The following is a 25,302-nucleotide window of genomic DNA, read 5'->3' on the forward strand; positions in this document are numbered from 1 at the left end:
CTCGACCGGATCGGCGAGTGCCGCGTCGGCGACGCGCAGGTCGCGGTGATCGATCCCGTGGCCGAGTACGTCGCCCTGATCGAGACGCTGATCGACCTGCCCCGCATCGCCGCGATGGTCCGGTCGGGATTCCGGATGCGCTTCGACGCGATGAGTGCGGTGACCGGGCCCTACGCGCGGGAGATCCTGGAGCGCCGCCTCGGCATGCCGGCGGGCACGGTCGTCAACGCCGAGCCGCTCCCGGATTTCGGCGGGCACCATCCCGACCCGAACCCCGTCCATGCCCGCGACCTGATGGTGCTGATGCACGGGCCCGAGGCGCCGGATTTCGGCGCCGCCTCGGACGGCGACGGGGACCGCAACATGATCGTGGCGCCGGGCCTGTTCGTCACGCCGAGCGACAGCCTCGCCGTGCTTGCCGCCCACGCCCACCTGGCGCCGGGCTACGCGGCGGGGCTGGCCGGGGTCGCCCGCTCGATGCCGACGAGCCGCGCCGTCGACCGCGTCGCGGCCCGCCTCGGCATCCCGGCCTTCGAGACCCCGACCGGCTGGAAGTTCTTCGGCAACCTCCTCGACGCCGGCCGGATCACGCTCTGCGGCGAGGAGAGCGCCGGCACCGGCTCGAATCACGTGCGCGAGAAGGACGGGCTCTGGGCCGTGCTGCTCTGGCTCAACATCCTGGCGGCGACCGGCAAGCCGGCCGACCGGATCCTGCGCGAGCATTGGGCCAGCTACGGCCGCGACTACTACGCCCGCCACGACTACGAGGAGGTGGATGCGGCCGCCGCCGAGGGCCTGATGCAGGCCCTGCGCGACGCCCTGCCGGATCTCCCGGGCCGCCGCATCGGCCCGCTCACCGTCGAGGCGGCGGACGACTTCGCCTATGCGGACCCGGTCGACGGCTCCGTGACCCGCCGCCAGGGCGTGCGGATCCTGTTCCGCGAGGATGCCCGCGCGGTCTTCCGCCTCTCCGGCACCGGCACGGTCGGAGCCACGCTGCGCATCTACCTGGAGCGCTTCGAGCCGAACCCGGACCGGCACGACCTTCCGACCACCGAGGTGCTCGCCCCGGTCGCGGCCGCCGCCGAGGCGATCGCCGGGATCGCCGCCCGCACCGGCCGGCGCGCGCCCTCCGTCGTGACCTGACCGGCGCCCCTTCCGCCGCTTGACAGAAACTGGAACTGCGTTCAATTACCGAACCACGTTCCAATCACGAGGGCGGGATGGCGGCCGGATTGCTGCGACGGATCCTTGATCTGGTGGAGTTGCTCGCCGCCCACCCGCGCGGGCTTCACCTCCAGGCGATCGCCGACGCGCTCGCCATGCCGAAGAGCGGCACCCACCGGCTCCTCGCGGACCTCTCGTCCTACGATTACGCCACCCAGGATCCCGACAGCGGCCGCTACCTGCTCACCACCAAGCTGGCGACGCTCGGCCTCAAGCACCTCGCGGCGTCCGGCGTGGTGGACGTGGCCCAGCCCGTCCTGAACCGTCTCGCCGAGCGCAGCGGCGAACTCGTCCGCCTCGCGGTGGTGGATTATCCCCGCCTCGTCTGGGTGGCGAAGGCCCAGGGCGCCCGCACGGGTCTGCGCTACGACGGCGACATGGGGGCGGAGGCGAGCCTGTCGACCACCTCCACGGGGATCGTCTGGCTCGCGCACCTCCCGGAGGAGGAGGCGGTGGCGCTCGTGCTGCGCCAGGGTTTCCGCCCGCCGGGCACGGCCGGGCCGAACGCCCCGCGCACGCTCCCGGCCCTCCTCGCCCTGGTCGAGGCCGCCCGCCGCCGCGGCTATGCCTGGGTCCACGAGACCCACGCGGCCGGCACCGCCGCGATGGCGGCCAACATCGTCGATCCGGCGAGCGGGCGGGCGCTCGGCAATGTCAGCATCGCCGGACCGAGCGCGCGGCTGACCGAAGCCTGCCGGGACGCGCTGGCCCCGGACCTGCTGGAGGCCGCCGCCACGCTCTCCGCCCTCGGCCCGCTCTCGGATTATCTCGGGGCGCTCGCCGGAGGGCGGGCGCGCGACGCCGCGCGCTCCGGGTGATGGCCCGGAGAGCGACCCCGCGGGCGCGGCGCAGCGATGGGCCGCGGCGCGCGTTCTGTCGAGAAAGTCCCGCGCGCGATCGGGCGCGGGGAGGAGGAGACGCCATGACGGCCCTGGACCGGGAATTCCTGCAGCGCGACCGGCGCATCCACCCGCCGGCCTACACGCCGGATTACAAGACGAGCGTGCTGCGCTCGCCGCAGCGGGCCTTGATCTCGCTGCAATCGTCGCTGTCGGAGGTGACCGGCCCGGTCTTCGGCCAGGGCGAGCTCGGCCCGCTCGATAACGACCTGATCCTCAACTACGCGAAGGACGGCGAGCCGGTCGGCGAGCGCATCCTCGTGCACGGCCTCGTGCGCGACGAGAACGGCCGCGGCGTGCCCCACACCCTGGTCGAGTTCTGGCAGGCCAATGCGGGCGGGCGCTACCGCCACCGCAACGACCGCTACCTCGCGCCGATCGACCCGAATTTCGGCGGCTGCGGCCGGGCGCTCACCGACGAGAACGGCTACTACTACTTCCGCACCATCAAGCCCGGACCATATCCGTGGCGCAACTTCCTGAACTCGTGGCGCCCGGCCCACATCCACTTCTCGGTGTTCGGCTCCGGCTTCGCCCAGCGCCTGATCACCCAGATGTATTTCGAGGGCGACCCCCTGATCTGGCGCGACCCGATGGTGCTGGGCATCCCCGACCGCGCCGCGGCCGAGCGGCTGATCGCGCCCCTCGACCTCGAATCCGCGGTGCCGCTCGACATGCTGGCCTACCGCTTCGACATCGTCCTGCGCGGGCGCCAGCAGACGCTCTTCGAGAACAAGCTGCAGGGGAATTGAGATGCGACTGCCCTTCGAGCGCCTGAGCGAGACGGCCTCGCAGACCGCGGGACCCTACGTGCATATCGGCCTGATCCCGCACCAGGCCGGCTTCGACATCTTCGAGACCAATTTCTCGAACGTGCTGGTCGGCCCGGCCACCGAGGGCGAGCGCATCCGCATCGCGGGCCGCGTCCTCGACGGGGCCGAGGAGCCGGTGCGCGACGTTCTGGTGGAGATCTGGCAGGCCAACGCGGCCGGCCGCTACAATCACCCGGCCGATCAGCAGGAGGGCAAGCCCCTCGATCCGAGTTTCCGGGGCTGGGGCCGCACGGGCTCGGACTTCGAGACCGGGATCTGGACCTTCGAGACGATCAAGCCGGGCCCCGTCGCCGGGCGAATGGGCCACCGGCCCATGGCCCCGCACATCAATCTCTGGATCGCCGCCCGCGGCATCAACATCGGGCTGCAGACCCGGCTCTACTTCCCCGACGAGGCGGAGGCGAATGCGGACGATCCGGTGCTCGGACTGATCGAGCAGCGCTCCCGGCGCGAGACGCTGATCGCCCGGCGCGAGGCGCGCGACCTGCCGACCTACGTCTTCGACATCCGGCTCCAGGGCCCCCAGGAAACCGTCTTCTTCGACGTCTGATACGGGATCCGCTTGATCAAAGCGGGTCCCGTATCACAAGCCTGCGCGGCGCCTGAGCGAAGCCGACATCCGCATGGCGAAGCCATCCGTCGGATGTCCTATGACAGCAACCGGAGGAACCCCATGAACCCCGCGGAGCCATCCCGCCCCGTCGTGATCGCGGTCGCGATCACCGGCTCGGTGCCGCGCAAGGCGGACAACCCCGCCGTCCCGACCCGCGTCTCCGAGCAGATCGAGTCCACCCACGAGGCCTACGAGGCCGGCGCCAGCCTCGTGCACATCCACGTGCGCAACGACGACGAGAGCCCCTCCTCCGACCCGGACCGGTTCGCCGCCGTCCAGGAGGGCGTGCGCAAGCACTGCCCGGGCATGATCGTGCAGTTCTCCACCGGCGGGCGCGGCCGCGACCCGGCCGCGCGCGGCCTCTCGCTGGTCCACCGCCCCGACATGGCCTCGCTCTCCACCGGCTCGGTCAACTTCCCGAGCATCGTGTACGAGAACCCCGCCGCGCTCGTCACCGAGCTTGCCGGGCAGATGCGCCGCTACGGCATCCGGCCCGAGATCGAGATCTTCGACCTCTCGCACCTGCACGGGGCGAGGCGGCTGATCGAGGCGGGGCTGATGGACGAGGCGCCCCACGTGCAGTTCGTGCTGGGGGTGAAGAACGCCATGCCGGCCGACGAGCACCTGCTCGACATCCTGCTTTCCGAGACGCGGCGGATCCTGCCCCAGGCGACCTGGACGGCGGCGGGGATCGGGCGCGAGCAGGCGCGGGTGATGGACTGGGCGCTGGCGCGGGGGGCGGAGGCGGTGCGCACGGGGCTTGAGGACAACATCCGGGTGACCAAGGACCGGCTGGCGGCGAGCAACGCCGAGCTGGTCTGGCTGGCGGCCGAGGCCGTGCGCCGGCACGGGCGCCGGGTGGCGACCCCGGCCGAGGCCCGCGCCATCCTGCACCTGCGCCCGGCGGCGTAGGCGGGCCCGCCCGCCGACGGGGGCGCGGCCGACGCGGTCCCGCCGGTGGGGCGCCCCCCGAACCGGGCTGCGCCGGCGCGGCCCCTGGCCTAATTGGGGAGGCTCCCCGCCCGCTCGGAGGCATCGCATGACCTTCTCGGCCCTCGACTCCGCCCTGCTCGGTCCCCTCTTCGCCGCGGAGGCGATGCGGACCGTCTTCGCGGACGAGGCGCGGGTCGCCGCCATGCTGCGCGCCGAGGCCGCGCTCGCCCGGGCCGAGGCCGCCCTCGGCCTCGTCCCGGACGCCCTCGCGCCGGCCCTCGAGGCGATCCCGCCCGCCTCCCTCGATCCCGTGGCCCTCGGACGCGGAACGGCCCTCTCGGGCGTCCCGGTGATCCCCTTCGTGAAGGCGGTGCAGGCGGCTCTGCCCGCCCCCCTCGAGGCGGGGTTTCACAAGGGCACGACCACCCAGGACATCGCCGACACCGCGCTCGTGCTCCAGCTGCGCGACGCGCTCGACCTGGTCCGGGACGACCTGCTGGCGATCCTCGCCGGCCTGTCCGACCTGGCGCGGCGCCACCGCGAGACACCCTGCGTCGGGCGCACCTACGGCCAGCAGGCGGCGCCCGTCACCTTCGGCGCCAAGGCGGCGATCTGGGCGCTCGGCGTCGCCGAACTCGCGGGCGACCTGCCGCGCCTGCGCGGCAAGGTGCTCACCGCCTCCCTGGGCGGGCCCGTCGGGACCCTGGCGGGGCTGAAGGAGCAGGCCGACGCGGTCGGCGAGGGCTTCGCCGGCGAACTCGCGCTCCGCTACGATCCGGCGCCCTGGCACACCCGCCGCGCCCGAATCGCCCAGACCGGGACCTGGCTCACGCTGGTGATGGGGGCGCTCGCGAAATTCGCGACCGACGTCGCCTTCCTGGCCAGCACCGAGGTCGGCGAGGTGGCCGAGCCCCACGTCCCGGGCCGGGGCGGCTCCTCGGCCATGCCGCACAAGCGCAACCCGGTCTCCTCGACCGTCATCCTCGCGGCGTTCAGCGCCGCCAAGGGACAGGTGCTGCCGCTCCTCGACGGGATGGCGGCGGCGCAGGAGCGCCCGGCCGGCGCGTGGCACGCGGAGTGGCACGCCCTGCCCTGCCTGTTCGGCCTCGCCTCCGGGGCCCTGCGCGAGGCCCGCGCCCTCGCCGAGGGGCTGGTTCCGGATCCCGGGCGGATGCGGGCCAATCTCGACCTCACCCGCGGGCTGCTCTTCGCGGACGCCGCCGCGGCGCGGCTCGCCCCGGCGCTCGGGGCCGAGGCGGGCCACCGCCTGGTCGAGGAGGCGGCCGGCGCGGTGCGCGACGGGCGGGGGACGCTCGCGGAGGTCCTGGCCGCTCGGCCGGAGACCGCCGGCATCGATCTCGGCCCGGCCTTCGACCTCGCCCCGGCGATCCGCGCCGGCGCCCGCACGGCCGACCGCGCGCTCGCCGAGGCGGCGCGCTACGCCGCCCTCCTCTCCCCCTGACAGGACGAATCCCATGCCCCTGATCGAGGCGAACGGCACCCGGCTGCACTACGAGCTCTCGGGACCGAGCGGCGCCCCCGTCGTCGCCTTCTCGAACTCCCTCGGCACCGCGATGGCGATGTGGGACCCGCTCGTGCCCCACCTGCGCGGCCGCTACCGGGTGCTGCGCTACGACACGCGCGGCCACGGCGCCTCGCCGGCGCGCGACGCGCCCATCGCCGTCGAGGATCTGGCGGACGACCTCCTCGGGCTCCTCGACGCGCTGGGCATCGGTCGGGCCCACGTGGTCGGGCTGTCCCTCGGCGGCATGACCGGGCAGGCGCTGGCGATGCGGGCGCCCGAGCGGGTGCTGAGCCTCACCCTGATGGCCACCGCCGCCGAGATGCCGAGCGAGCAGAGCTGGAACGAGCGCGCCGCGACCGTGCGGGCGGAGGGCACCGCCGCCATCGTCGACGCCACGATGGAGCGCTGGTTCAGCCCGGATTTCCCGCGCACCAGCCCGGGCGCGGTCGAGCCGGTGCGGCGCCAGTTCGTCGAGACCGACCGGGCGGGCTACGCGGTCTGCTGCAACGCGATCGGCCGGATGGACCTGCGTCCCGGGCTCGGGCGCATCACCGCCCCGACCCTCGTCATTGCCGGGCGGGACGATCCCGCGACGCCGCCGGCCAAGTCGGAGGAGATCTGCGCCGGCATCCGCCACGCGGAGCTGGTGGTGCTGCCGGGCGCGCGCCACCTCCTCGCCGTCGAGCGGCCGGACGCGACGGCCTCGCACCTCCTCGCCTTCCTGGACCGGCATCGCGGCGCGGCCGGGGCGGCGACCGGGGCGGTGGCCTTCGCCGAGGGCTTGGCGAACCGGCGCGGCGTGCTCGGCGAGGTGCATGTGGACCGCTCGCTCGCGGCGGCCGGCAGCTTCGCGGGCCCCTGGCAGGACTTCATCACGCGCATTGCCTGGGGCGAGATCTGGGGAGACCCGCGCCTGCCCTGGAAGACCCGCTCCCTGGTCACGCTCGGCCTGATGGTGGCGCTCGGCCGCGAGGAGGAGTTCAAGCTCCACGTCCGCCCGGCCCTGCGCAACGGGGTCACGCCGGCGGAATTGCAGGCCCTGCTGCTCCAGGCCGCGGTCTACGCGGGCGTCCCGGCCGCGAACGGCGCCTTCCGCTGGGCCAAGGAGGTGCTGGGGGACGAGCTGGAGTAGCCTCCGCCGGCCCCGTGTGGTCCGGGGCCGTCCGGTGCAGAGGCGCTCGGCACGCAATCTGCGCCTGGTCCAAGCCCCGAAGGGCCAGCCTCGTCGACGTCGAACGGCGGAGTCGGCGAGCGCTGCGCGGGTTCGTGCGAACAGCGCGAGGTCGTTCGATCGCGCACGCGCTGCCGCGGGCGGCCTCGAACGGCCGCGCCGAACCCGATGCTGACCCTACATACGTTTCCCGGAAGCTCACTTCCGGGAAACGTATGACAAGCCCGCGCGGCGCCTGAGCGAAGCCGACATCCGCATTGCGAAGCAATCCGTCGGATGTCGTATGCCAAGCCCGCGCGGCGATTGAGCGAAGCCGACATCCGCATTGCGGAGCAATCCGTCGGATGTCGTATGCCAAGCCCGCGCGGCGATTGAGCGAAGCCGACATCCGCATGGCCGAAATGGGAGATGGCGAAGCAATCAATCGGATTTCGTATCAAACGTGAACCGCATGGGTCGCTCCGACCAGGCGCGAGCGCGCCGCGATGGCGACGCGCCCGGCCTCTCAGCGCGGCGAAGGGCGCAGGTTCGCCTGCGGCGGGATCGGGCGGCAGCGGCCCTTCTGCCACGCGCAGGGGCGGCTGGCGTCGAAGCGGAGGTCCCGGAGGGGTCCGGCCGCGGAAGCATCCGGCCCGTGGCGCGGGGCCGACAGGATCATCGGTCGGTTCTGGCGCGCGGCGCGCTCGACGGTGCTGGCGAGACCGGTGGCGTCGGGGGCGACGAACCCTGCCGGCCGGGGCCGCGGCAGGACGTCGAGGAACGCTTCGGCGGCGAGGACGTAGTTGGGCGAGGCATCAAGGGTGCCTTGCGTGATGGTGTAGTTCCTCGGCTCGCTCTGCGCGGTAGCGGCCGTGGCGAGATGACCGGAGAGGCCGTCGCCGTCGACGAGGCCGCGCACAGTGTAGGTCAGAGCCGGATTCGCGTCGCCTTAGGCGCGCGTGAGGGAAGCCGGAGTCACGACGAGGGCGCGCGGACGCACTGGCTGGTGAGCGTGCCGGCGACCGTGAGGGTCACCGGGCTGTCGGCGACCCCGGTCCGCGCCGTGATGCCGAAGCTGTTGGACAGCCCGGTCAACACCTCGACGCCCTGCCCTCCCTGGAGACCGCTGGCCGCCAAGCCCGGATCGGTCAGGCGCTCGCCATAGATCGAGGCGCCGGAGCGGGCCGACACGACGACGGGGGCAGGCGTCACCGTCAGCGTGCCGCTCGCGGGCAGGCGGTAGTTCGACGCGAGCCCGTTGCCGCCCGCGACCGCGAGAACCAGTCCGGCCAGAGGCGAGCCCGCGTAGAGGCCGGCATCCGATGCCGCCGTACGGCCATTGCCCGCGACGAGCGTCAGGCGCTCTCCATCGGCGGCGCCTGCCACCTGGAGCGTGCCCGTGCCGAAGCCGGTGGCGGCGTCATAGGTCCTGCGCCCCGTCAGCGTCACCGGCCGCGGCGTCACGGTGAGGTCGGCGCCCCGGTAGATGAGGATGTAGTTCGGGGACACGGCGAGAGTGCCCTGCCCGATGGCGTACGCGCCGATATTGCTGGCGCCGTCGGCCGCGGTGGTGAGCGCACCGGCGAGCGCGTCGCCGTTCACCAGGCCCATGCCGCCGACGCGGTAGCTCAGGGCCGGGTTAGCCTCGCCGTAGACCCGGCTGACCGGCCCGCCCACGACGGTGAGCGGCCGCGGCGTGATGGCGAAGCGGGGCGCGTCCGGCGCCAGGGCCAGCGTGTAATTCGCGCCTGCCGCGAGCGAGCCCAGCGTGTACGCGTAGGGGCCGTCCGCCACTGTCTCGCCCGGCGCGCGGCCGAGCGCGCCGGAGAGCCTCAGCCCGCTGTCGTCGAGGCCGAGCCCCGGATTCACAACGAGGCCCGTCACCCCGTAGCGCAGGCCCGGATCCGCGCCGCCATAGACCTTGGACTGGCCGGCCTCCGGCGTGACCGTCAGGGTCGCCGGCGCGACCGTCAGCCGCCCGCTCGCCGCGAAGGCGAAGCCGTAGCCGGCGGGCGAGCCCAGCGTGCCCGCCGCCACGATCCCGTAGGGGGCCGCCCGCCACCCCGGCCGGCGCGCCCGCCTCGGGGGAGGTGACCCTCGGCGCCCCGGTGACCGCGCTCGCCGCGTCGTCGCCGCGATTGGCCCCGGCCACGCCCGGGTCGAAGCCGGTGATCCGGTCGGCGCCGGCCACGATCGCGGTCGCGTCCTCCCCGTAAGTCTTGGCCGCATCCGCCGTCGTCACGGTGAGCATGCGCTGCGCCGCGAAGACGTAGCGGTTCCCGCCCGGCGTGACGCGCCCGCCCGCGGCCGAGTTCCAGAGCGCCGCATTGCCGCTGTCGAGCCCGCCGAAGCTGACGCCGGCCGGATCGGCCGAGTAGATCAGCCAGCGCCCGCCGCTCGTGCCACCGCCTCCGCGCCCGCCCGGTTGACGAAGGCGCCGGAGGTCGCGAGCGCGACATCGCCGGCCGCCCGCACTCCTGCCCCGGTCGCCAGGGTCAGGCTGCCGGCCGCCGCGATCAGCGTCACCGTTCCGCCGGGATTGCTCACCCCGTCGCCGGCCGCGCCGGTGCCGATCGTGAGGGCGCCCGCATTGGTGAAGGCGAGGTCGCCGCTGCCCGCGTTGGTGAGGCGAGCGAGCCTCCCGACCTGGTTTGCCGCGCCCAGGGCGAGGCCGCCGGCGGCGCTCGCCGTGAGCGTGCCGGCCGTGAGCGTTCCGGCGGTCTGGGCGACGGCTCCGGCCGCCGCGAGGGTGACGGCGTTGCGGCCGGCATCGAGGGCGGCCGCCAGGGTGATGGGTGCGCCGGCGGCCGTGGTGGTCACGGCGAAGTCCCCGCCGGAGGCGACGGCGCCGTCGAGGGTGAAGGAGGGCCCGTGGGCGCTGATGCGGGTCGAGGACGACGCCAGAGCGGTGTCGAGGGAGGTGAGGAGGCCCGCCCCGAACGTGGCGGCGAGGCCGGCGCGCAGGCCGCCATAGGTGGTGGCGGCGGTGATCTGCCGGCTCAGTCCGGCCGAGAGGGTGCCGAGGGAGAGGAGGGATCGGTCGAAGGAGCCGTCGTCGGTGGCGAGGAGCCCGGCGGCGGTGTCGGCGCCGGCGGGCGTCATGGTGGCGCCGATGCGGATGCCGGAGGATGGCAGGGTACCGGCCGGGAGGATCGCGTAGACGGCGCCGTTGGCACCGGCCGAGACCGTGCCGCCGAGCGGGGTGCCTGCCTGGTAGAGGCGGATCTGGGCTGCGGCGAGGGCTGCGCCGGCAGCGTCCCGCGCGGCGGCGGTGATGGCCTGGACGCCGGTGGGATAGAGGTTCCGCAGGAAAGGGTAGAGTATTGTAGGAGCCGCGCAGCAATGAATATGAACAGGATATTTATCTGAACAATATGATAAGGCATATCAACTGCAGCGTGAAGGAAGGTCTCCAAGAGATAGCGCGCCACGGCGTGAACCTATCAAAATACACTGGATGGCAAATACGATCTAGGTTGCGGTGTGATCAGCAGGGACCAACTCAGTAAAATCTGAGCGTACATGATCTCACGACGGGTGGCTTGCCGTCGTGCCGCGCGTCGGTCCGTCCCGGGCCGGTGGCGCCGAAGGCTCTCTCGGGGGCTGCCACGTGGCACTGCTCTGCCCTCAGGCGCAGCGCCGCCGCGGGTTCGCCGGCAAGGTCCGGTCCGGGGCCCCGTCGCGGGTGGGAGCGCTCGCCGAGGCGCATCCCGCCTGACCCTGCACGGCGGGCCGAGCGGCCCGCCGTCCGTGCGCCGCGGCCGCCTCGCGCAGCGCCCGATCAGGTTGCAATCGGACGCTGCCCTCGGTCATTGATTGTGCCGCCTTGTCCTCGACGAAGCAGATGCTGCTTCGTCGAACCATGCTCTAGCGCGCGCCCGGCAGGCGCTCGGCCATGGCGAGGTGCGATTCCATCGAGGGCAGCACCTGCTGGGCGTAGGTGCGCAGGGCCGGGTTCGGGCCGGACTGCAGATAGGCTTGGTGGGCCGCGATCGACATCCGGTGCGACTGGACCTGCATCCGCGCGTAGGTGCGGTCGAAGCGCGGACCGGGCGGAGTCTGGGCGAGTTCGGCCAGCATCGCCTGCTGCTCGGGGCTCAGCGGCACCACGTTGGTGGCGGCCGTCGTGGTCACGTCGCCGTCGACGAGGTCCGCCCCCGCCCGGGCGCCGCGGGCCGCCCCGGCGCCGAGCCCTTCGAGGCCCCCGACCGGGCCGCCCTGCAGCGTGCCGCTCACCGCCCCGGCCGCCGCGCCCGTGGCCGCCCCGACCGCGCCGCCGGCGATCTCGAACGGCGCCGCCACGAGGCCGCCGATGCCCGTCGCGCGGGCCACGTTCTCTCGCCCGCCGAGCAGCGCCACGTTCGCCGCGCGATGGTCGCGGATCATCTCCCGGGCGTATTCGCGCACCCGCGGGTTGCGGCTCCTGTCGAGGGCGATCTGGCTCGAGCGCACCTCGAAGGCGTTCGACATCAGCGCCATCTCGCGGAAATCGCCCATCTGGGCGAGAGCGGGCGTCGCCGCGAGGGCGGCGAGCGTCGCGAGCGCGAGCTTGGTCTTCATCGGGTCTCTCCGGTTTCTCTGCCTGGTCTCGGGACGAGGGGCGGCCGCCGCAGCGTCACGGCCCGCGCACCGCCGCGCTCGTCCGTTCGGCCCGACAACGACGCTCCTACCGCTTGGTTCCAACCCAGCGTCATGCAGCGGCGGACCAGGTTGCGCGGCGGGCCGAGCGGTCACTCCGGGAGATCGGTCCCGACCTCGACGACGCGGACTCCGTGCTCGTCGCAGAGCTCGCGCAGGGGACGCGAGGGCAGCGCGTCGGTCACGAAGACGTCGAGCTCGCCGACATGCCCGACCCGGATCGGCGCCGTGCGGTCGAGCTTCAGCTTGTCGGCAACCAGCATCACCCGCCGCGAATTGTCGATGATGGCGCGGGCGACGCGCACCTCGCGGTAGTCGAAATCGAGCAGCGCGCCGTCCTCGTCGATCGCGGAGGCGCCGATCACGGCGTAGTCGACCTTGAACTGGTTGATGAAGTCGACCGCCGCCGAGCCGATCACCGCCCCGTCCGCCCGCCGCACCGGGCCGCCCGCGACGATCAGGCTGATCCGCGGGTGCCGGTAGAGAAGCGTCGCCACGTTGAGGTTGTTCGTGATGACGAGCAGGTCCTCATGCTCGACGAGGGCGCGGGCGACCTCCTCGGTCGTCGTGCCGATGTTGATGAAGAGCGAGGCGCCGTGGGGAATGAGCCTGGCCGCGGCGAGGCCGATCGCCCGCTTCTCGGCGTGGGCGACGAGGCGGCGGGCCTCGTAGGCGACGTTCTCGACCCCGCTCGAGAGCACGGCGCCGCCGTGCACCCGCGACAGCAGGCGGCTGTCGCAGAGCTCGTTCAGGTCCTTGCGGATGGTCTGGGGGGTGACGTCGAACCGGACCGCCAGATCCTCGACGCTGACCCGGCCCTGCTGCCGGGCGATCGCCAGGATGTCGTGCTGGCGCGGAGAGAGGGTGTCGCTCAAGGGGGGTCCGGTTCACGGGGCGGGCCGCCCGCATTGTTCCGGGAAACGGAAGGGGGCGCAACGTGCGCCCGGGCGGCCGGCGGGGGCCCCGCCGTCCGGGCCGGAGCCTCAGTGCCCGTCGGCGCCGCCGCGGCGGCTCGCCTCGTAGAGGAACCAGGTGCGCTCCTCGGCCTGGTCGATCCACTCCTCGATCAGGCTCGCCGTCGCCACGTCGTTGTGCTCGTCGCAGAGGTCGTGCAGCTCGCGCATCCGCGACGTCGTCGCCTTGTTGTCGTCGCGCAGCTCGGCCAGCATGTCGAGCGGGTCGACGTAATCGGCGTTGTTGTCGACGATCCGCGCCTTCTGGGCCGCTTGGCCGAGGGAGCGCAGCGTCGTGCCGCCGATCTTGCGGGCCCGCTCGGCCACGTCGTCGGTCGCGGCGAGGATCTGGGACGCCTGCTCGTCGAGCAGCAGGTGGTAGTCGCGGAAATGCGGCCCGCTGACGTGCCAGTGGAAGTTCTTGGTCTTGAGGTAGAGGGCGAGGAAGTCCGAGAGCAGGACCGTCAGCCCCTCCGCGATCTCCCGGGAGGCCTCGGGCGAGAGGTCGGAGGGCGTGTTGAGCCGCTCGGCGGTGACGCGCACGCGCGCGTCGGAGGCAGCGGTCTTCGGCTGCGCGGCGCGGCCGATGGGCGCCGCGGCGGCCTTGGTGGAACGGGCCATTGGGAAAGTCTCCGGATCTGCGCGCCGCGAGCAGCGCGCCGTTCGCTCGCCAATTCGAGCGCGGCCGGTTGGTTCCGCAGGGGAGCCGCCGGACTTGGCCGTGCGGCATCAGGTCCGGGGCGTCGCGGCCGACCCCTGCGCGCGCGGGGCCGGACCCTGCGCGCGCGGCGCCGAACCGGGCTTCGGCGCGGCCAGGGGCGCCGGAGCTCCGGCGGGCGCGGGAGCGGCCGCGGCCCTGGCGGCGGGCCTCGGCGCGATCGCGGCCGTGGTGGCCACGTCGGGCGCCGGCTTCTCCGGGCCGGCGCCGTCGAGGTTGTAGACGTCGTCGCGGAAATGGGCCCGGCCGTCCGGGGTGGCGTAGCCCGTCAGGTACACGAAGGTCACGGGTACCGGCTTGGCGAGCTTGATGTCGCGCCGCTCGCCGGTCGCGATCCCGGTCTCGATCTCGATCGGGCCCCAGACCGTTCCGGGCCCGCCGGGACCGGGCGTCCCCTCGAGCAGCCACGCGACCAGCCCCTTCACTTCCGCCACCCGCACGCAGCCCGAGGAGTGGAACCGGATCGTGCGGGTGAACAGGCTCTTCGAGGGCGTGTCGTGCATGTAGACGGCGTGGCGGTTCGGCATGTCGATCCGCACCTGGCCGAGCGAGTTGTCGAAGCCCGGATCCTGCCGCACGGTGTAGTTCACCGCCTTCTCGGTCGACCAGTCGATCGCGGTCGGCTGCACCTCGTTGCCCTGCCCGTCCAACATCCGGATGTGCATCTTGGCGAGGTAGCCCGGGTCCTTCCGCATGTGCGGGATGATGTCCTTCTTGATCAGCGAGACCGGCACGGTCCAGGTCGGATTGAAATTGACGTTGGTGATCCGCGTCTCGACCATCGGCGAGGCGCGGTCGGGCTTGCCGACCACGGCCACGTAGCGGCGCACGACGGCGCCGCGCTCCACCGCCTCGACGGCGGCGGCCGGGATGTTGGCGACCACGTAGCGCTCGCCGAAGGGGAAGCGCGAGCCCATCAGGCGCGCCGCGGAGGCAGCGAGCTGGCGCTGGCGCACGCTGGCCGGCACGTTGAGCGCCTTGACCGTCATGGCGCCGACGAGCCCGGTCTCGGGCAGGCCGTGCCGGTGCTGGAAGCGCGTCACCGCCGCCACGAGCGCCTCGTCCATGCGGTCGGAGACCGGCGCGTCGGCCGGGAGATCCTCGGTCGCCGCGAGGCGGCGGCGCAGGGCCAGCACCCCCGGATGCCGGTCGCCGGGCTTGAGGGACAGGCTGGCGGGGACGGAGGGCCAGCCGCCGGCCTGGACGATGGCCTGGTAGCGGTCCGCCATCCGCAGCGTGTCGAGGAAGGTGGCGGGCGTGAGGGTCGGGGTCGGGTCCTGGGAGACCGGCGCGAGGACGAGCGGCGGCAATTCGCGCGAGGCGCGCCGCGGCGCCTCCCTGGCGGGCGCGGGGCTCTCCTCGGCGGCGGGCGCGGCCGGGGCGGATGCCGCGGGGGCGCCGGCGGGGCCGGGCGCCGCGACCGGGCCGGCGGGCGCGGCCGCCCTGCCCGCCTCGGGGAGCGGGGCCTTGGCGGGGTCCGGCGCGGGCGCCCCGGAGGCGGCGGACGCCTCGGCGGGCACCGGGACGGCGGCGGGGGGCACGGGCGGCGCCTGCGCGACCACCGCCCCCGCCCCGAGCAGCCAGGCCGCCGCGGCGAGCGGCAGCACGGGCCGGGCCGACCCGGACGGGGGGACAAGCTGACGACGCATGATGGCCGGCCTCGTGTGCGGACGCGGGCGGAGCATCGCCCGGCCATGGTTACGGAAACCCTGCCGCGCAGGAGCCGCCCGCGCCGCGCGCCGGTTGCGGCTGCCGGGCTCCGCCGCTCCCGGCAACGATGGGCCCAAGCTTGGTCCCGGTCCGCGGCACGGTAGCGCGGCCGCGGCAAGGTCCCTCCCCCGTCATCCGCGTCGAGGAGACCGATCTTCCGGCTGATCCGGCATCCGCGTGATCAAGGTGGATCCCGGATCGCGAGCCTGCGCGGCGCCTGTGCGCGGCGCCTGAGCGACGCCGACATCCGCATGGCCGACATCGGAGATGGCGAAGCCATCAACCGGAGGTCGGATGATGCGCCGCGACCGCACATGCGGTTCTCCTGCGCTGCTGTTCCCGCCTCGGTCAGGCCTTGGTCGGAAACTTGCCTTCTTCTCGTTCGACAGCGGGCGGCGAGAATGAGCGCCTGACGAGGACGACGGCGAGGCCGGGCCATGGGGCAGAGCGAAGTGCGGCGGCGCGTCGGAACGGCCGCGTCGGCCTGCGTGACCTTCGGGGCGGTGGCGCACCTCGCCAATTGTCTCGACGGCACCTCCGGTCTGCTCGCGGAGGGCGCGGCCGGGCTCCTGCTCCTGGCGGGCGGCGCGGCCGCCCTCGCGGCGGGGTTCGCCGGGCTGCTCGGCCGGGCGGCCCGGCGCCCGGCCCTCGGGCTCGCCGGGCTCGGGCTGGGCGCGGCCCTCGCGCTCGCCACCCAGGTCTATCCCGCCCTGTCGCGGGGCCTCGCCGAGCGCTTCGGCCCGCCCGAGGACATCCCCGACACGCTGCTCGCGCTGGGGCCGGGCGGGCGCGACGTGCGCCTCTCCGGCACGCTGACGGCCGGGGCCGGGGCGCGGCTCGCGGCCCTGCTCGCCGCCAATCCCCGGGTCGAGCGGATCCACCTCACCAGCGACGGCGGCCTCGTCGAGGAGGGGCTGGCGCTCGGGGAGGCGATCGCCGCGCGCGGCCTCGCCACCTACGTGCCGGATTACTGCGTCTCGGCCTGCACCCTCGCCTTCCTGCGCGGGCGGGAGCGCCTTCTGATGGCGGAGGCCCGCCTCGGCTTCCACTCCCCCTACGAGACCGGGATCTTCGGCGAGATCCTGGCGATCGACAGCGCGCCCGAGCGCCGGGCGTACCTGCGCACCGGCCTGTCGCCGGACTTCGTGGAGGCGGCGCTGCGCGTGGCGCCGAAGGAGGTCTGGACGCCGACGCCCGAGCGCCTGCGCGCGGCCGGAGCCGTCACGGGGATCGTCGGCGCGGACCGCCTGCCCGATTCGACCCTCGACGACGACCCGACCCTCGCGGGGGCGCGCGCCGCCGTACTGAGCGCGGTCGGGCTGATGCGCCCCCTCGCGGAGGGAGCACCCGCGCGCCTCGACGCGGTGGCGGCGCGCTACCTCGACGCCTACCGGCAGGGCCGCAGCGAGGCGCACGGGCAGGACGTGATCCGGCTCCACGCCGCCCGGCAGATCGCCGAGGTGCTGGCCGGCGCGCCCGACGCCGTGCTCCTCGATCTCGGCCGCTTCCTGCTCCGGGCCGCGCGGGCGAGCGACCCCGACGAGGCGGAGGAATGCGCGGCCCTGGTGCGGGAGGCCGACCTGGTGAGCGCCGCCGAGATCCTCGGGCGGCGCGAGCCGCGGGCGGCGGAGAGCGCCCGCGCCCTCCTGGGGCGGGCGCTGGAGGGGCGCGACGGCGCGGGCGCGATCCGCCCCCGGCGCCGCCCCTTGCGTCCCCCGCCCGCCTCCTCGGCTGCGGCGACCTGCAGGACGCGCTCGCCCGCGACCTCGCCCAGCCCGAGGCGGCGGCGCACCTGCGGGCCCTGCTGTTCCCCGGCGCCCGCCCGCCCGGCGCGCAAGACGCGCGAGGCGCTCGCGAGGCGACGGCGCGGCCGCGGGAATAGGCCCCTGGACAAGCCGGCATCGCCCGCCAAGGATGCCCGGCCCCGGATCAGGGAGGTTCACTGCCGCATGTCCCCGCTCGACCGCATCACCGCCCACCTCGACGAACTCGTGGCGATCCGCCGCGACCTGCACGCTCACCCGGAGATCGGCTTCGAGGAGACGCGCACCAGCGCGATCGTGGCGGAGCGGCTCGAAGCCTGGGGCATCGAGGTGCATCGCGGCGTCGGCCGCACCGGGATCGTCGGGGTGCTGACCGGGCGGGGCACCTCGTCGCGCCGGATCGGATTGCGCGCCGACATGGACGCGCTCCCGATCGAGGAGGCCACGAATCTGCCCTACCGCTCGACGCGGCCCGGCACCATGCATGCCTGCGGCCACGACGGGCACACCGCGATGCTCCTCGGCGCCGCCAAGTACCTGAGCGAGACCCGCGACTTCGACGGCACGGCGGTGTTCATCTTCCAGCCCGCCGAGGAGGGCCTCGGCGGCGCCCGGGCCATGCTCGCCGACGGCCTGTTCGCGCACTTTCCCTGCGACGAGGTCTACGGCCTGCACAACCAGCCGAACGGGCGGCACGGGCAGCTGTCGATCCGGCGCGGGCCGGCCATGGCGGCGGCCGACTTCTTCGACATCCGCATCGGCGGCCGGGGCGCCCACGCGGCCCAGCCGCATCGCGGCGTCGACCCGGTGGTGATCCAGGCCGCGCTCGTCCAGGCGTTGCAGGCGGTGGTGAGCCGCAACACCGACCCGGTGCAGTCGGCCGTCCTGTCGATCACCCGCGTCCAGGCGGGAGCGGCCTACAACGTGATCCCCGAGGAGGCGCACCTCGCCGGCACGATCCGCACCTTCGACGACCGCGTCCGGGCGATGGTGGCGTCCCGCCTGCGGGAGACCTGCGCGGGCCTCGCCGCCGCGTTCGGCGCCGAGATCGCGGTCGAGATCCGGGACGTCTTCTCGGTCCTGCGCAACAGCGAGGCGCAGACCGAGGCCGCCCTCGCGGTCGCCCGCGAGCTGTTCGGGCCCGAGCGCGTGGAGGACGACCCTGACCCCAAGATGGGAAGCGAGGATTTCGCCGACATGCTGCTGGCCGTTCCGGGCGCCTATGCGTGGCTCGGGGCGAAGGCGGGTGCGGCGCTCCACAACGCCGCCTACGACTTCGACGACAGCATCATCCCGCTCGGCGCCGCCTACCTGGCCCGCCTCGTCGAGCGCCGCGCCGCCGCCGGCCTGTGACGCCGGCTCCCTGAGAGCTCGAGCGGAGCGGCCGCACGCCGTCCCGCTCCGGCTCCCGCCGCCGCATCACCGCTGCGGCCCGACCGGTGATCCCTTCGGCGACCCAACGCTCAGCGGAGCCCTCATGACCACGCCCGCCTACGACCCGAACAACGTCTTCGCCAGGATCCTGCGCGGCGAGATCCCCGCCCACCGCGTCTACGAGGACGCGCATTGCCTCGCCTTCATGGACGTGATGCCGCAAGTGGACGGGCACACCCTGGTGGTGCCCAAGGCCCCGAGCCGGGGACTCCTCGACGCGGATCCGGCCTCGCTCGGCCCGCTCTTCGCCGCCGTGCAGACGGTCGCGGCGGCGGTGAAGACCGCCTTCGCGGCGGACGGCCTGGTGGTGAGCCAGTTCAACGAGCCGGCGGGCGGTCAGACCGTGTTCCACCTCCACGTCCACATCCTGCCCCGCCACGAGGGCGTGCCGATGCGCCAGCACGCCCGCGGCATGGCGGACGGGGCCGTGCTCGCCGCCCACGCGGAGAGGATCCGGGCGGCGCTGGCGGCGCGCCCCGCCTGATCCGGGATCCGCTTGATCGAAGCCGATCCCGGATCCCAAGCCTGCGCGGTGCCTGAGCGCGGCGCCTGAGCGACGCCGACACCCGCATGGCCGAAATCGGGTATGGCGAAGCCATCAACCGGATGTCGCATGAGGCGGCGCGGCGTCCCGGCCGCGGGGCCGCGCCCTCAGCGCTTCTGGAACAGCGGCTGGGCCAGGGCCTCGGCGCGGGCCATCCACAGGTCGCGCTCGGCCCGCAGCTCGTCCGTGCGCTTGATCTCGCTCTCGACGTGGTGGCGCAGGGCGCGCAGCTCCTCGGCGATGATCGCCTGGAGCTCCTCGTAGCGGTCCGCCTCGCTCTTCAGGCGCGCCTTGAGGACCATGTTCTCGGCCATCAGGGCGGCGATGTCCTCGTCCTCCGTCGGAGCCTCGGGCGCGGGCGCGGGCGCGGGGGCCGGCGGCGTGGACACGATGCGCGGCTCCCAGGCCGCGGGGGCCTCGGTGGAGCGGCGCAGCTCGGGCTCGGCGCGCTCGGGCGCGCGGGCGGGCGCGGCCGCCCCGTCGATGCGCGAGAGGGTCGCGAGCCAATCCCGCAGCGGTCCCGCGGGCTGGCGCGCCGGGCTGGACGAGGTCTTGTAGGCGGGTTCGGACACGCCGCGTCTCCTGGAACTGATTGACGCAGAAGAGATCTCATTAAGGTTAACGGGCCGTAAATGATCCGGCCGGGGCTGGACCCGGGGCGCCGGACGCGCTACGTGCCGGCCATCCTCCTCATGACCCGTGGGACTGCGCGCGATGGTCGGGGCCGCTCGGGCGGCGTGACCGGATTCGGGCGTGACTCCGCTTCCTCGAGCGGTCCTGCCCGCGCGTCGTCACCTGGGACGTCCCTGCTTTGGCTTTTCCTCCCCTCCCCGCCCCCCTCGCCCGGGCGCTCGACGCCCGCGGCTACGACGAGCCCACTCCCGTCCAGGCCGCCGTGCTCGAGGCCGACCATGCGGGCCGCGACCTCCTGGTCTCGGCCCAGACCGGCTCGGGCAAGACCGTCGCGTACGGCCTCGCCCTGGCCGAGACCCTGCTCGGCGAGGCCGAGGCGTTCGGCGCCCCCGGCGCCCCGCTCGCCCTGGTGATCGCGCCGACCCGCGAACTCGCGCTCCAGGTGCACCGCGAACTCGCGTGGCTCTACGGGGCCGCGGGGGCGCGGGTCGTCTCCTGCGTGGGCGGGATGGACCCGCGGCGGGAGAGCCGCGCCCTGGCGGAGGGCGTGCACATCGTCGTGGGCACGCCCGGGCGCCTGCGCGACCACCTGGAGCGGCGCAATCTCGATCCGTCGCGGCTGCGCGCCGTGGTGCTCGACGAGGCCGACGAGATGCTGGACCTCGGCTTCCGCGAGGATCTCGAATTCATCCTGGGCGCGACGCCGGTCGAGCGGCGCACCCTCCTGTTCTCCGCGACCCTGCCGAAGGGCATCGTGGCGCTCGCCGAGCATTACCAGCGCGAGGCGCGCCGCATCGCGGTGGCGGGCGAGCGGCGGGGCCACGCGGACATCGAGTACCGGGCCGTGCGCATCCTGCCGCGCGAGACCGAGCTCGTCGTCGTCAACACCCTGCGCCTCGTCGAGGCGCGCACCGCCATCGTGTTCTGCAACACCCGCAACGCGGTGCGCCACCTCCAGGCGGTGCTGACCGAGCGCGGCTTCGCGGCGGTGGCGCTGTCGGGGGAACTCGGCCAGGGCGAGCGCAACGCGGCGCTCCAGGCCCTGCGGGATGGGCGCGCCCGGGTCTGCGTCGCCACCGACGTCGCGGCGCGCGGGATCGACCTGCCCGGGCTCGGCCTCGTCATCCACGCCGAGCTGCCGCACGACGCCGAGGTGCTGCAGCACCGCTCCGGCCGCACCGGCCGGGCCGGCCGCAAGGGGATCAGCGTGCTGCTGGTCCCGGGCTCGCGCCGGCGCAAGGCCGAGGAGCTGATGGCCCAGGCGGGCGTGGTGCCGGTCTGGTCGGGGCCGCCGCCGGCCGACGAGATCCGCGCCCTCGACCAGGAGCGGCTCCTGGTCGACCCGCTCCTCACCGAGGAGACGAGCGAGGAGGACCGGGCGATGGCGCAGGCGCTGCTCGCGCAGCGCTCCGCCGAGGATCTCGCGGCGGCCCTGGTGCGGGCCTACCGGGCCCGCCTGCCCGCGCCCGAGGAGGTGACGGATCCGGGCTTCGCGAGCGGGCGCCCGACCGCGGCCCGGCGCGAGGGCCCGCGGCCGGCGCTCGGCCCGAGCGTGTGGTTCCGGCTGAACGTGGGCCGGCGCGACAATGCCGACCCGCGCCGGCTGCTGCCGATGCTCTGCCGCCGCGGCGGGATCACCCGCGAGGAGGTCGGAGCGATCCGCATCTTCGATCGCGAGACCAAGTTCGAGATCCGCGGCGGCGCCGCGGCGAACTTCGCCGACAGTTTCGGGCGCAGCGGCTCGGCCGACCTGCGCGTCGAGCCCCTCGACGGCACGCCCGAACTGCCCCGCCGCCCCGCCCGGCGCCGCGGCTGAGACCCCGTTCTTCGGCGGCTTCGAAATCGCCGAAGAACCCGCACGAGACGGCTGGACAGGCGGCCTTCGCCTGACTATACCCCCGCCATCGCCGCTGCCCCGCAGCCCGGCGCGCCCAGGTAGCTCAGTTGGTAGAGCATGCGACTGAAAATCGCAGTGTCGGTGGTTCGATTCCGCCCCTGGGCACCATCTTCTCCTCAGCAATTCGGTTAAAGAGGCGATCCTAGTCCGGCTCGTACTGGGCGGAGTCGGGTCGGACCGACTCGCTGACCTTTGCGCAGAGCATCCGACTCGGGCGACCGCGCCTCATCTATACGCGGGGCGGACGCCCCGGTAGGGTGGCGCGGCCCTGTCCCGCCACGCTTCGGGCCGGCCTGCGCGCCCGCGCGTCACCCCATCGGATCAGACCCGACCATGCGGTACGGCAACATCAAGAAGATCCTGGTCACCGGCGGTGCGGGCTTCCTCGGCTCGCATCTCTGCGAGCGCCTGCTCGCCCAGGGGCACGAGGTGCTCTGCCTCGACAATTTCTTCACCGGAACCCGCGCGAATGTCCGGCACCTGCTCGACGAGCCCAATTTCGAGCTGATGCGCCACGACGTGACCTTCCCGCTCTACGTCGAGGTGGACGAGATCTACAATCTCGCCTGTCCGGCCTCGCCGGTGCACTACCAGTTCGACCCGGTCCAGACCACCAAGACGAGCGTGCACGGCGCCATCAACATGCTCGGCCTGGCCAAGCGCGTGAAGGCGAAGGTGCTGCAGGCCTCGACCTCGGAGGTCTACGGCGACCCCGAGGTGCACCCGCAGCCGGAAGAGTACTGGGGGCGTGTCAACCCGATCGGCTTCCGCTCCTGCTACGACGAGGGCAAGCGCTGCGCCGAGACGCTGTTCTTCGACTATCACCGCCAGCACAACCTCCCGATCAAGGTGGTGCGAATCTTCAATACCTACGGCCCGCGCATGCATCCGAACGACGGCCGGGTGGTGTCGAACCTGATCGTGCAGGCGCTCCGGGGCGAGGACATCACGCTCTACGGCGACGGGCTGCAGACGCGCTCCTTCTGCTACGTCGACGACCTGATCGAGGCGATGCTGCGGATGATGGCGACCGGGCCGGAGGTGACCGGGCCGATCAACATCGGCAATCCGGGGGAGTTCACCATCCGGGAACTGGCCGAGATCGTGCTCGAGGTGACCGGGTCGCGCTCGCGGCTGGTGCACCGGCCGCTGCCGCCGGACGATCCCAAGCAGCGCCGACCCGACATCGCCAAGGCCAGGCGCATCCTGAACTGGGAGCCGCAGGTGGACCTGCGCGCCGGCATCGCGCGCACCGTGGCGTATTTCGACGCGTTCCTGAGCGAGCAGGCGCGGATCTCCGCGGAGTGACGCCGCCGGGCGCCGCGCCGGCGGCGTCCCACCGTGATCCCCGGCCCACCGGGACGGGATCGCGGCGCCCGGACTGCCCCTCGTTCGGGATGGTCCCGCTCGCGGCGACCGTGACCGGGATGCCCGGACAGCTCACCAGGGTGACGAGCGGTCGCCCGGTGTGGGTCGCCGAGATCGTCACCCGCCAGAGCTCGGACCCACCGACGATCCGACGTCATGGCGCGTGGGGCTCTGACGTGGACGATTCCTGGAATACCGATCGATAGGCCTTAGCCGCGGCATGCGGCTAGACTTGGCCCAGCTCGCGACCGCTCGGGCAGGACGGCGGCACCGCATCGCCCCGCGGCGGCCTCGCGGCAGGCGCGGCCGCGCCGCCTCGACCCGCGCATCGCCGATCCCCGGGCCGACCTCGTCGCGCGGTGCGCCCCCGTGGGACCGCTTTGCCCCGCCTCACCCGGCCGAGCCGGCGAGCGCGATGCCGGTGAGCAGGATGACCAGCATGGTCGAGTAGGCCAGGACGCGCATCATGGTCGACCTCCCTATCGGGAACCGCGCGATTATCGCACGGGGCGCGCCGGCCCGGAAGAAAATGGTAGCGCCGCCAGGAGCTTGGCTACGTGTCCGACGGCCGCCGCCCGTCGCGGGAATCCGGGTCCGGGACGCCCGCTCGCGCTCACCGGACCGGGTGCGCTCGGAAGGCCGCCGACAGTCCCAGCAGGGCGGCCGTCCGCTCCACCCAGCCCTTGCGCAGCGCGATGGCGTGGATCTCGGGGGCCCGCAGCACCTTGTAGCCGCACTCGATCTCGAACGAGGCGAGGAGGTCGCCCATCGGGCCGTTGACGAGCGCGAGGGTCTGCCAGACGCAGGTCTCCAGGGTCCCGCCGCGCGCGTCCCGCAGCCTGCCGCCCATGTACCACGCCCTCAGGATGGCGGGGCGCTCGAGATACAGGTCGAACTCCATCGCTCCATCCCCCTCCGCGCGGGCCCGCCCGCGCTTCCGCCGCGGATCATTGCACACGAGGAGGTCGGACGCGACTGCCTGTCGGGCGATCGGAACGGGGCCGTCCCCTGCCGAGTGCGGCCGGCTCCGCCCGCACCGGGAATTCGCCGTCATCCTCCGGCAAGCCTCGCGCCCGACCTTCCCGCGCCGACAGAATTCATGACCGCTGCCCCTTCCTCCGACACCCTGACGGCGCTCCGGCGCGGCGACCTCGATGGCGCGACGGTGCTGCGCCTCGGCGGCGGCCTCTCCGCCGTCCCGGACGAGATCTTCGGCCTCGCCGACACCCTGGAGGTGCTCGACCTCGGCGGGAACGCCCTGACCAGCCTGCCCGACGGCATGGGGCGCCTGCGCAAGCTGCGGGTGCTGTTCTGCTCGGGCAACCGGTTCGAGCGGCTGCCGCCCAGCCTCGGCGACTGCCCTTCCCTGAGCCAGGTCGGCTTCCGCGCCTGCGGGCTGCGCGAGGTGCCGGGCGAGGCGCTGCCGCCCCGGCTGCGCTGGCTCATTCTCACGGACAACCGCCTCGGCGCGCTGCCCGCGGCGCTCGGCGAGCGTCCCGCGCTGCAGAAGCTGATGCTGGCGGGCAACCGGCTGCGCAGCCTGCCGGAGACGCTCGCCGGGGCCGAGTCTCTCGAACTCCTCCGGCTCGCGGCGAACCGCTTCGAGGCGCTGCCGCCCTGGCTCACCGCCCTGCCCCGCCTCGCCTGGCTGGCGTGGTCGGGCAATCCCTGCGAGCCCGTGGCCGGGGCGGCGCGCGTGCCCCGGGTGCCGTGGTCGGCCCTCGCCTGCGAGGCGCGGCTGGGCGAGGGCGCCTCCGGCGTGGTCCACCGCGCCCTCTGGCGCAGGGCCGCGGGCGCGCCGGGGGAGCCGGTCGCGCTCAAGCTGTTCAAGGGCGCGATGACGAGCGACGGCCTGCCCGAGCGCGAGATGGCGGCCTGCCTCGCGGCGGGCGCGCATCCCCACCTGACCGGGGCCCTCGGCCGGCTCGACGGCCACCCGGAGGGCGCGCAGGGGCTCCTGCTGCGGCTGCTGCCGCCGGAATGGCGCGTCCTCGCCGGCCCGCCGAGCCCGGAGAGCTGCAGCCGCGACGTCTACGCCCCGGACCTGCGCCTGACCGGGCCGGCGGCGCGGCGCCTCGCGCGCGGGATCGCGGCCGCCGCGTCCCACCTGCACGCGGGCGGGCTCATGCACGGCGACCTCTACGCCCACAACGTGATCTGGGACGGGGCGCGGGGCGAGGCGGTGCTGAGCGATTTCGGCGCCGCCTCGGTGCTGCCGGCCGGCGCGGCGGGGGCCGCGCTCGCGCGGGTGGAGGTGCGGGCCTGGGGCATCCTCCTCGACGAACTCCTCGCCCGGATGCCGGCCGCCGAGGTCCCGCCCGCGCTCGCCGCCCTGGCGGGGGCCTGCACGGGCCCGGATGCGGCGGGGCGGCCGTCCATGGCCGAGGCGCTCGCGGCGCTCGACGCGGAGGCCCGGTGACCGGCGCGGTGCAACCCGGCGCCCCGTCCCGCGATGAGGAGGAGA

At 74.0% G+C, this 25,302-nt stretch carries 21 protein-coding genes and 1 tRNA gene (1 of these 22 running past the window's edge); 13 read left to right on the plus strand and 9 right to left on the minus strand.

Annotated features, from left to right (window positions below):
• From QA634_RS23370 to pcaDC, 7 genes are all read left to right on the plus strand, one after another.
• Positions 1-1,146, plus strand: the 3' portion of a protein-coding gene (locus QA634_RS23370; protein ID WP_012334378.1) for an alpha-D-glucose phosphate-specific phosphoglucomutase. The gene continues 486 nt to the left of window position 1, outside the view; 1,146 of the gene's 1,632 nt are visible here — the last part of the coding sequence; its start codon lies beyond the left edge, outside the window; it ends in the stop codon at positions 1,144-1,146.
• A 77-nt stretch (positions 1,147-1,223) separates the two neighbouring features.
• Entirely contained in the window at positions 1,224-2,045 is an 822-nt protein-coding gene (locus tag QA634_RS23375) for an IclR family transcriptional regulator (RefSeq protein WP_012334379.1), read from the plus strand.
• 104 nt (positions 2,046-2,149) lie between these two features.
• On the plus strand, positions 2,150-2,878 hold the full coding sequence (gene pcaH, locus QA634_RS23380) for a protocatechuate 3,4-dioxygenase subunit beta (protein WP_012334380.1): 729 nt from the start codon (positions 2,150-2,152) through the stop codon (positions 2,876-2,878).
• Position 2,879: 1 nt separating this feature from the next.
• A complete protein-coding gene (pcaG, locus tag QA634_RS23385; RefSeq protein WP_012334381.1) occupies positions 2,880-3,509 on the plus strand; it encodes a protocatechuate 3,4-dioxygenase subunit alpha in 630 nt (209 codons plus the stop codon).
• A 123-nt stretch (positions 3,510-3,632) separates the two neighbouring features.
• Complete coding sequence (locus QA634_RS23390) at positions 3,633-4,484, plus strand: 3-keto-5-aminohexanoate cleavage protein (RefSeq protein WP_012334382.1); 852 nt, start codon at positions 3,633-3,635, stop codon at positions 4,482-4,484.
• 127 nt (positions 4,485-4,611) lie between these two features.
• A complete protein-coding gene (locus QA634_RS23395) occupies positions 4,612-5,967 on the plus strand; it encodes a lyase family protein (RefSeq protein ID WP_012334383.1) in 1,356 nt (451 codons plus the stop codon).
• Between the two features lie 13 nt (positions 5,968-5,980).
• Positions 5,981-7,162: a bifunctional 3-oxoadipate enol-lactonase/4-carboxymuconolactone decarboxylase PcaDC gene (gene pcaDC, locus QA634_RS23400; RefSeq protein ID WP_012334384.1), complete on the plus strand. Its 1,182-nt coding sequence runs from the start codon at positions 5,981-5,983 to the stop codon at positions 7,160-7,162.
• A gap of 544 nt (positions 7,163-7,706) precedes the next feature.
• On the opposite strand, the gene QA634_RS23405 is transcribed toward pcaDC, so the two are convergent.
• From QA634_RS23405 to QA634_RS23435, 7 genes are all read right to left on the minus strand, one after another.
• Entirely contained in the window at positions 7,707-8,099 is a 393-nt protein-coding gene (locus QA634_RS23405; protein WP_012334385.1) for an MBG domain-containing protein, read from the minus strand.
• Positions 8,100-8,155: 56 nt separating this feature from the next.
• On the minus strand, positions 8,156-9,217 hold the full coding sequence (locus tag QA634_RS23410) for an MBG domain-containing protein (RefSeq protein ID WP_043701517.1): 1,062 nt from the start codon (positions 9,215-9,217) through the stop codon (positions 8,156-8,158).
• A gap of 342 nt (positions 9,218-9,559) precedes the next feature.
• Entirely contained in the window at positions 9,560-10,282 is a 723-nt protein-coding gene (locus tag QA634_RS23415; protein ID WP_012334386.1) for a hypothetical protein, read from the minus strand.
• Positions 10,283-11,047: 765 nt separating this feature from the next.
• Positions 11,048-11,740, minus strand: coding sequence for a DUF4142 domain-containing protein (locus tag QA634_RS23420; protein ID WP_012334387.1), 693 nt, complete (start codon positions 11,738-11,740; stop codon positions 11,048-11,050).
• 170 nt (positions 11,741-11,910) lie between these two features.
• Positions 11,911-12,693 (minus strand): DeoR/GlpR family DNA-binding transcription regulator, encoded by a 783-nt coding sequence (locus QA634_RS23425; RefSeq protein ID WP_012334388.1) that lies wholly within the window; start codon positions 12,691-12,693, stop codon positions 11,911-11,913.
• Between the two features lie 108 nt (positions 12,694-12,801).
• On the minus strand, positions 12,802-13,392 hold the full coding sequence (locus tag QA634_RS23430; RefSeq protein ID WP_012334389.1) for a Dps family protein: 591 nt from the start codon (positions 13,390-13,392) through the stop codon (positions 12,802-12,804).
• A 108-nt stretch (positions 13,393-13,500) separates the two neighbouring features.
• The gene (locus QA634_RS23435; RefSeq protein WP_012334390.1) at positions 13,501-15,138 is read right to left on the minus strand and encodes a L,D-transpeptidase family protein; all 1,638 of its coding nucleotides are present in this window, start codon (positions 15,136-15,138) and stop codon (positions 13,501-13,503) included.
• Between the two features lie 2,010 nt (positions 15,139-17,148).
• Here QA634_RS23435 and QA634_RS23440 point away from each other — a divergent pair.
• Together QA634_RS23440 and QA634_RS23445 are read left to right on the plus strand one after the other, a co-directional pair.
• Entirely contained in the window at positions 17,149-18,315 is a 1,167-nt protein-coding gene (locus QA634_RS23440; protein ID WP_012334392.1) for a M20 aminoacylase family protein, read from the plus strand.
• Between the two features lie 124 nt (positions 18,316-18,439).
• On the plus strand, positions 18,440-18,880 hold the full coding sequence (locus QA634_RS23445; RefSeq protein ID WP_012334393.1) for an HIT domain-containing protein: 441 nt from the start codon (positions 18,440-18,442) through the stop codon (positions 18,878-18,880).
• 167 nt (positions 18,881-19,047) lie between these two features.
• On the opposite strand, the gene QA634_RS23450 is transcribed toward QA634_RS23445, so the two are convergent.
• The gene (locus QA634_RS23450; protein ID WP_012334394.1) at positions 19,048-19,512 is read right to left on the minus strand and encodes a hypothetical protein; all 465 of its coding nucleotides are present in this window, start codon (positions 19,510-19,512) and stop codon (positions 19,048-19,050) included.
• A 239-nt stretch (positions 19,513-19,751) separates the two neighbouring features.
• Here QA634_RS23450 and QA634_RS23455 point away from each other — a divergent pair, with 239 nt between their 5' ends.
• The 3 genes from QA634_RS23455 to QA634_RS23465 all read left to right on the plus strand — a co-directional run bounded on the left by QA634_RS23455 (position 19,752) and on the right by QA634_RS23465 (position 22,778).
• Complete coding sequence (locus tag QA634_RS23455) at positions 19,752-21,389, plus strand: DEAD/DEAH box helicase (RefSeq protein ID WP_012334395.1); 1,638 nt, start codon at positions 19,752-19,754, stop codon at positions 21,387-21,389.
• 113 nt (positions 21,390-21,502) lie between these two features.
• A tRNA-Phe gene (locus tag QA634_RS23460) sits at positions 21,503-21,578 on the plus strand.
• 225 nt (positions 21,579-21,803) lie between these two features.
• A complete protein-coding gene (locus tag QA634_RS23465; RefSeq protein ID WP_012334396.1) occupies positions 21,804-22,778 on the plus strand; it encodes a UDP-glucuronic acid decarboxylase family protein in 975 nt (324 codons plus the stop codon).
• Between the two features lie 673 nt (positions 22,779-23,451).
• Here the strand turns inward: QA634_RS23465 and QA634_RS23470 are convergent.
• A complete protein-coding gene (locus QA634_RS23470) occupies positions 23,452-23,739 on the minus strand; it encodes a hypothetical protein (RefSeq protein ID WP_012334397.1) in 288 nt (95 codons plus the stop codon).
• A 198-nt stretch (positions 23,740-23,937) separates the two neighbouring features.
• Between QA634_RS23470 and QA634_RS23475 the strand changes: the two genes are divergently transcribed.
• A complete protein-coding gene (locus QA634_RS23475) occupies positions 23,938-25,257 on the plus strand; it encodes a leucine-rich repeat-containing protein kinase family protein (RefSeq protein ID WP_012334398.1) in 1,320 nt (439 codons plus the stop codon).
• Positions 25,258-25,302 lie beyond the last annotated feature (45 nt).

The organism is Methylobacterium sp. CB376, assembly GCF_029714205.1.
Taxonomy (GTDB): domain Bacteria; phylum Pseudomonadota; class Alphaproteobacteria; order Rhizobiales; family Beijerinckiaceae; genus Methylobacterium.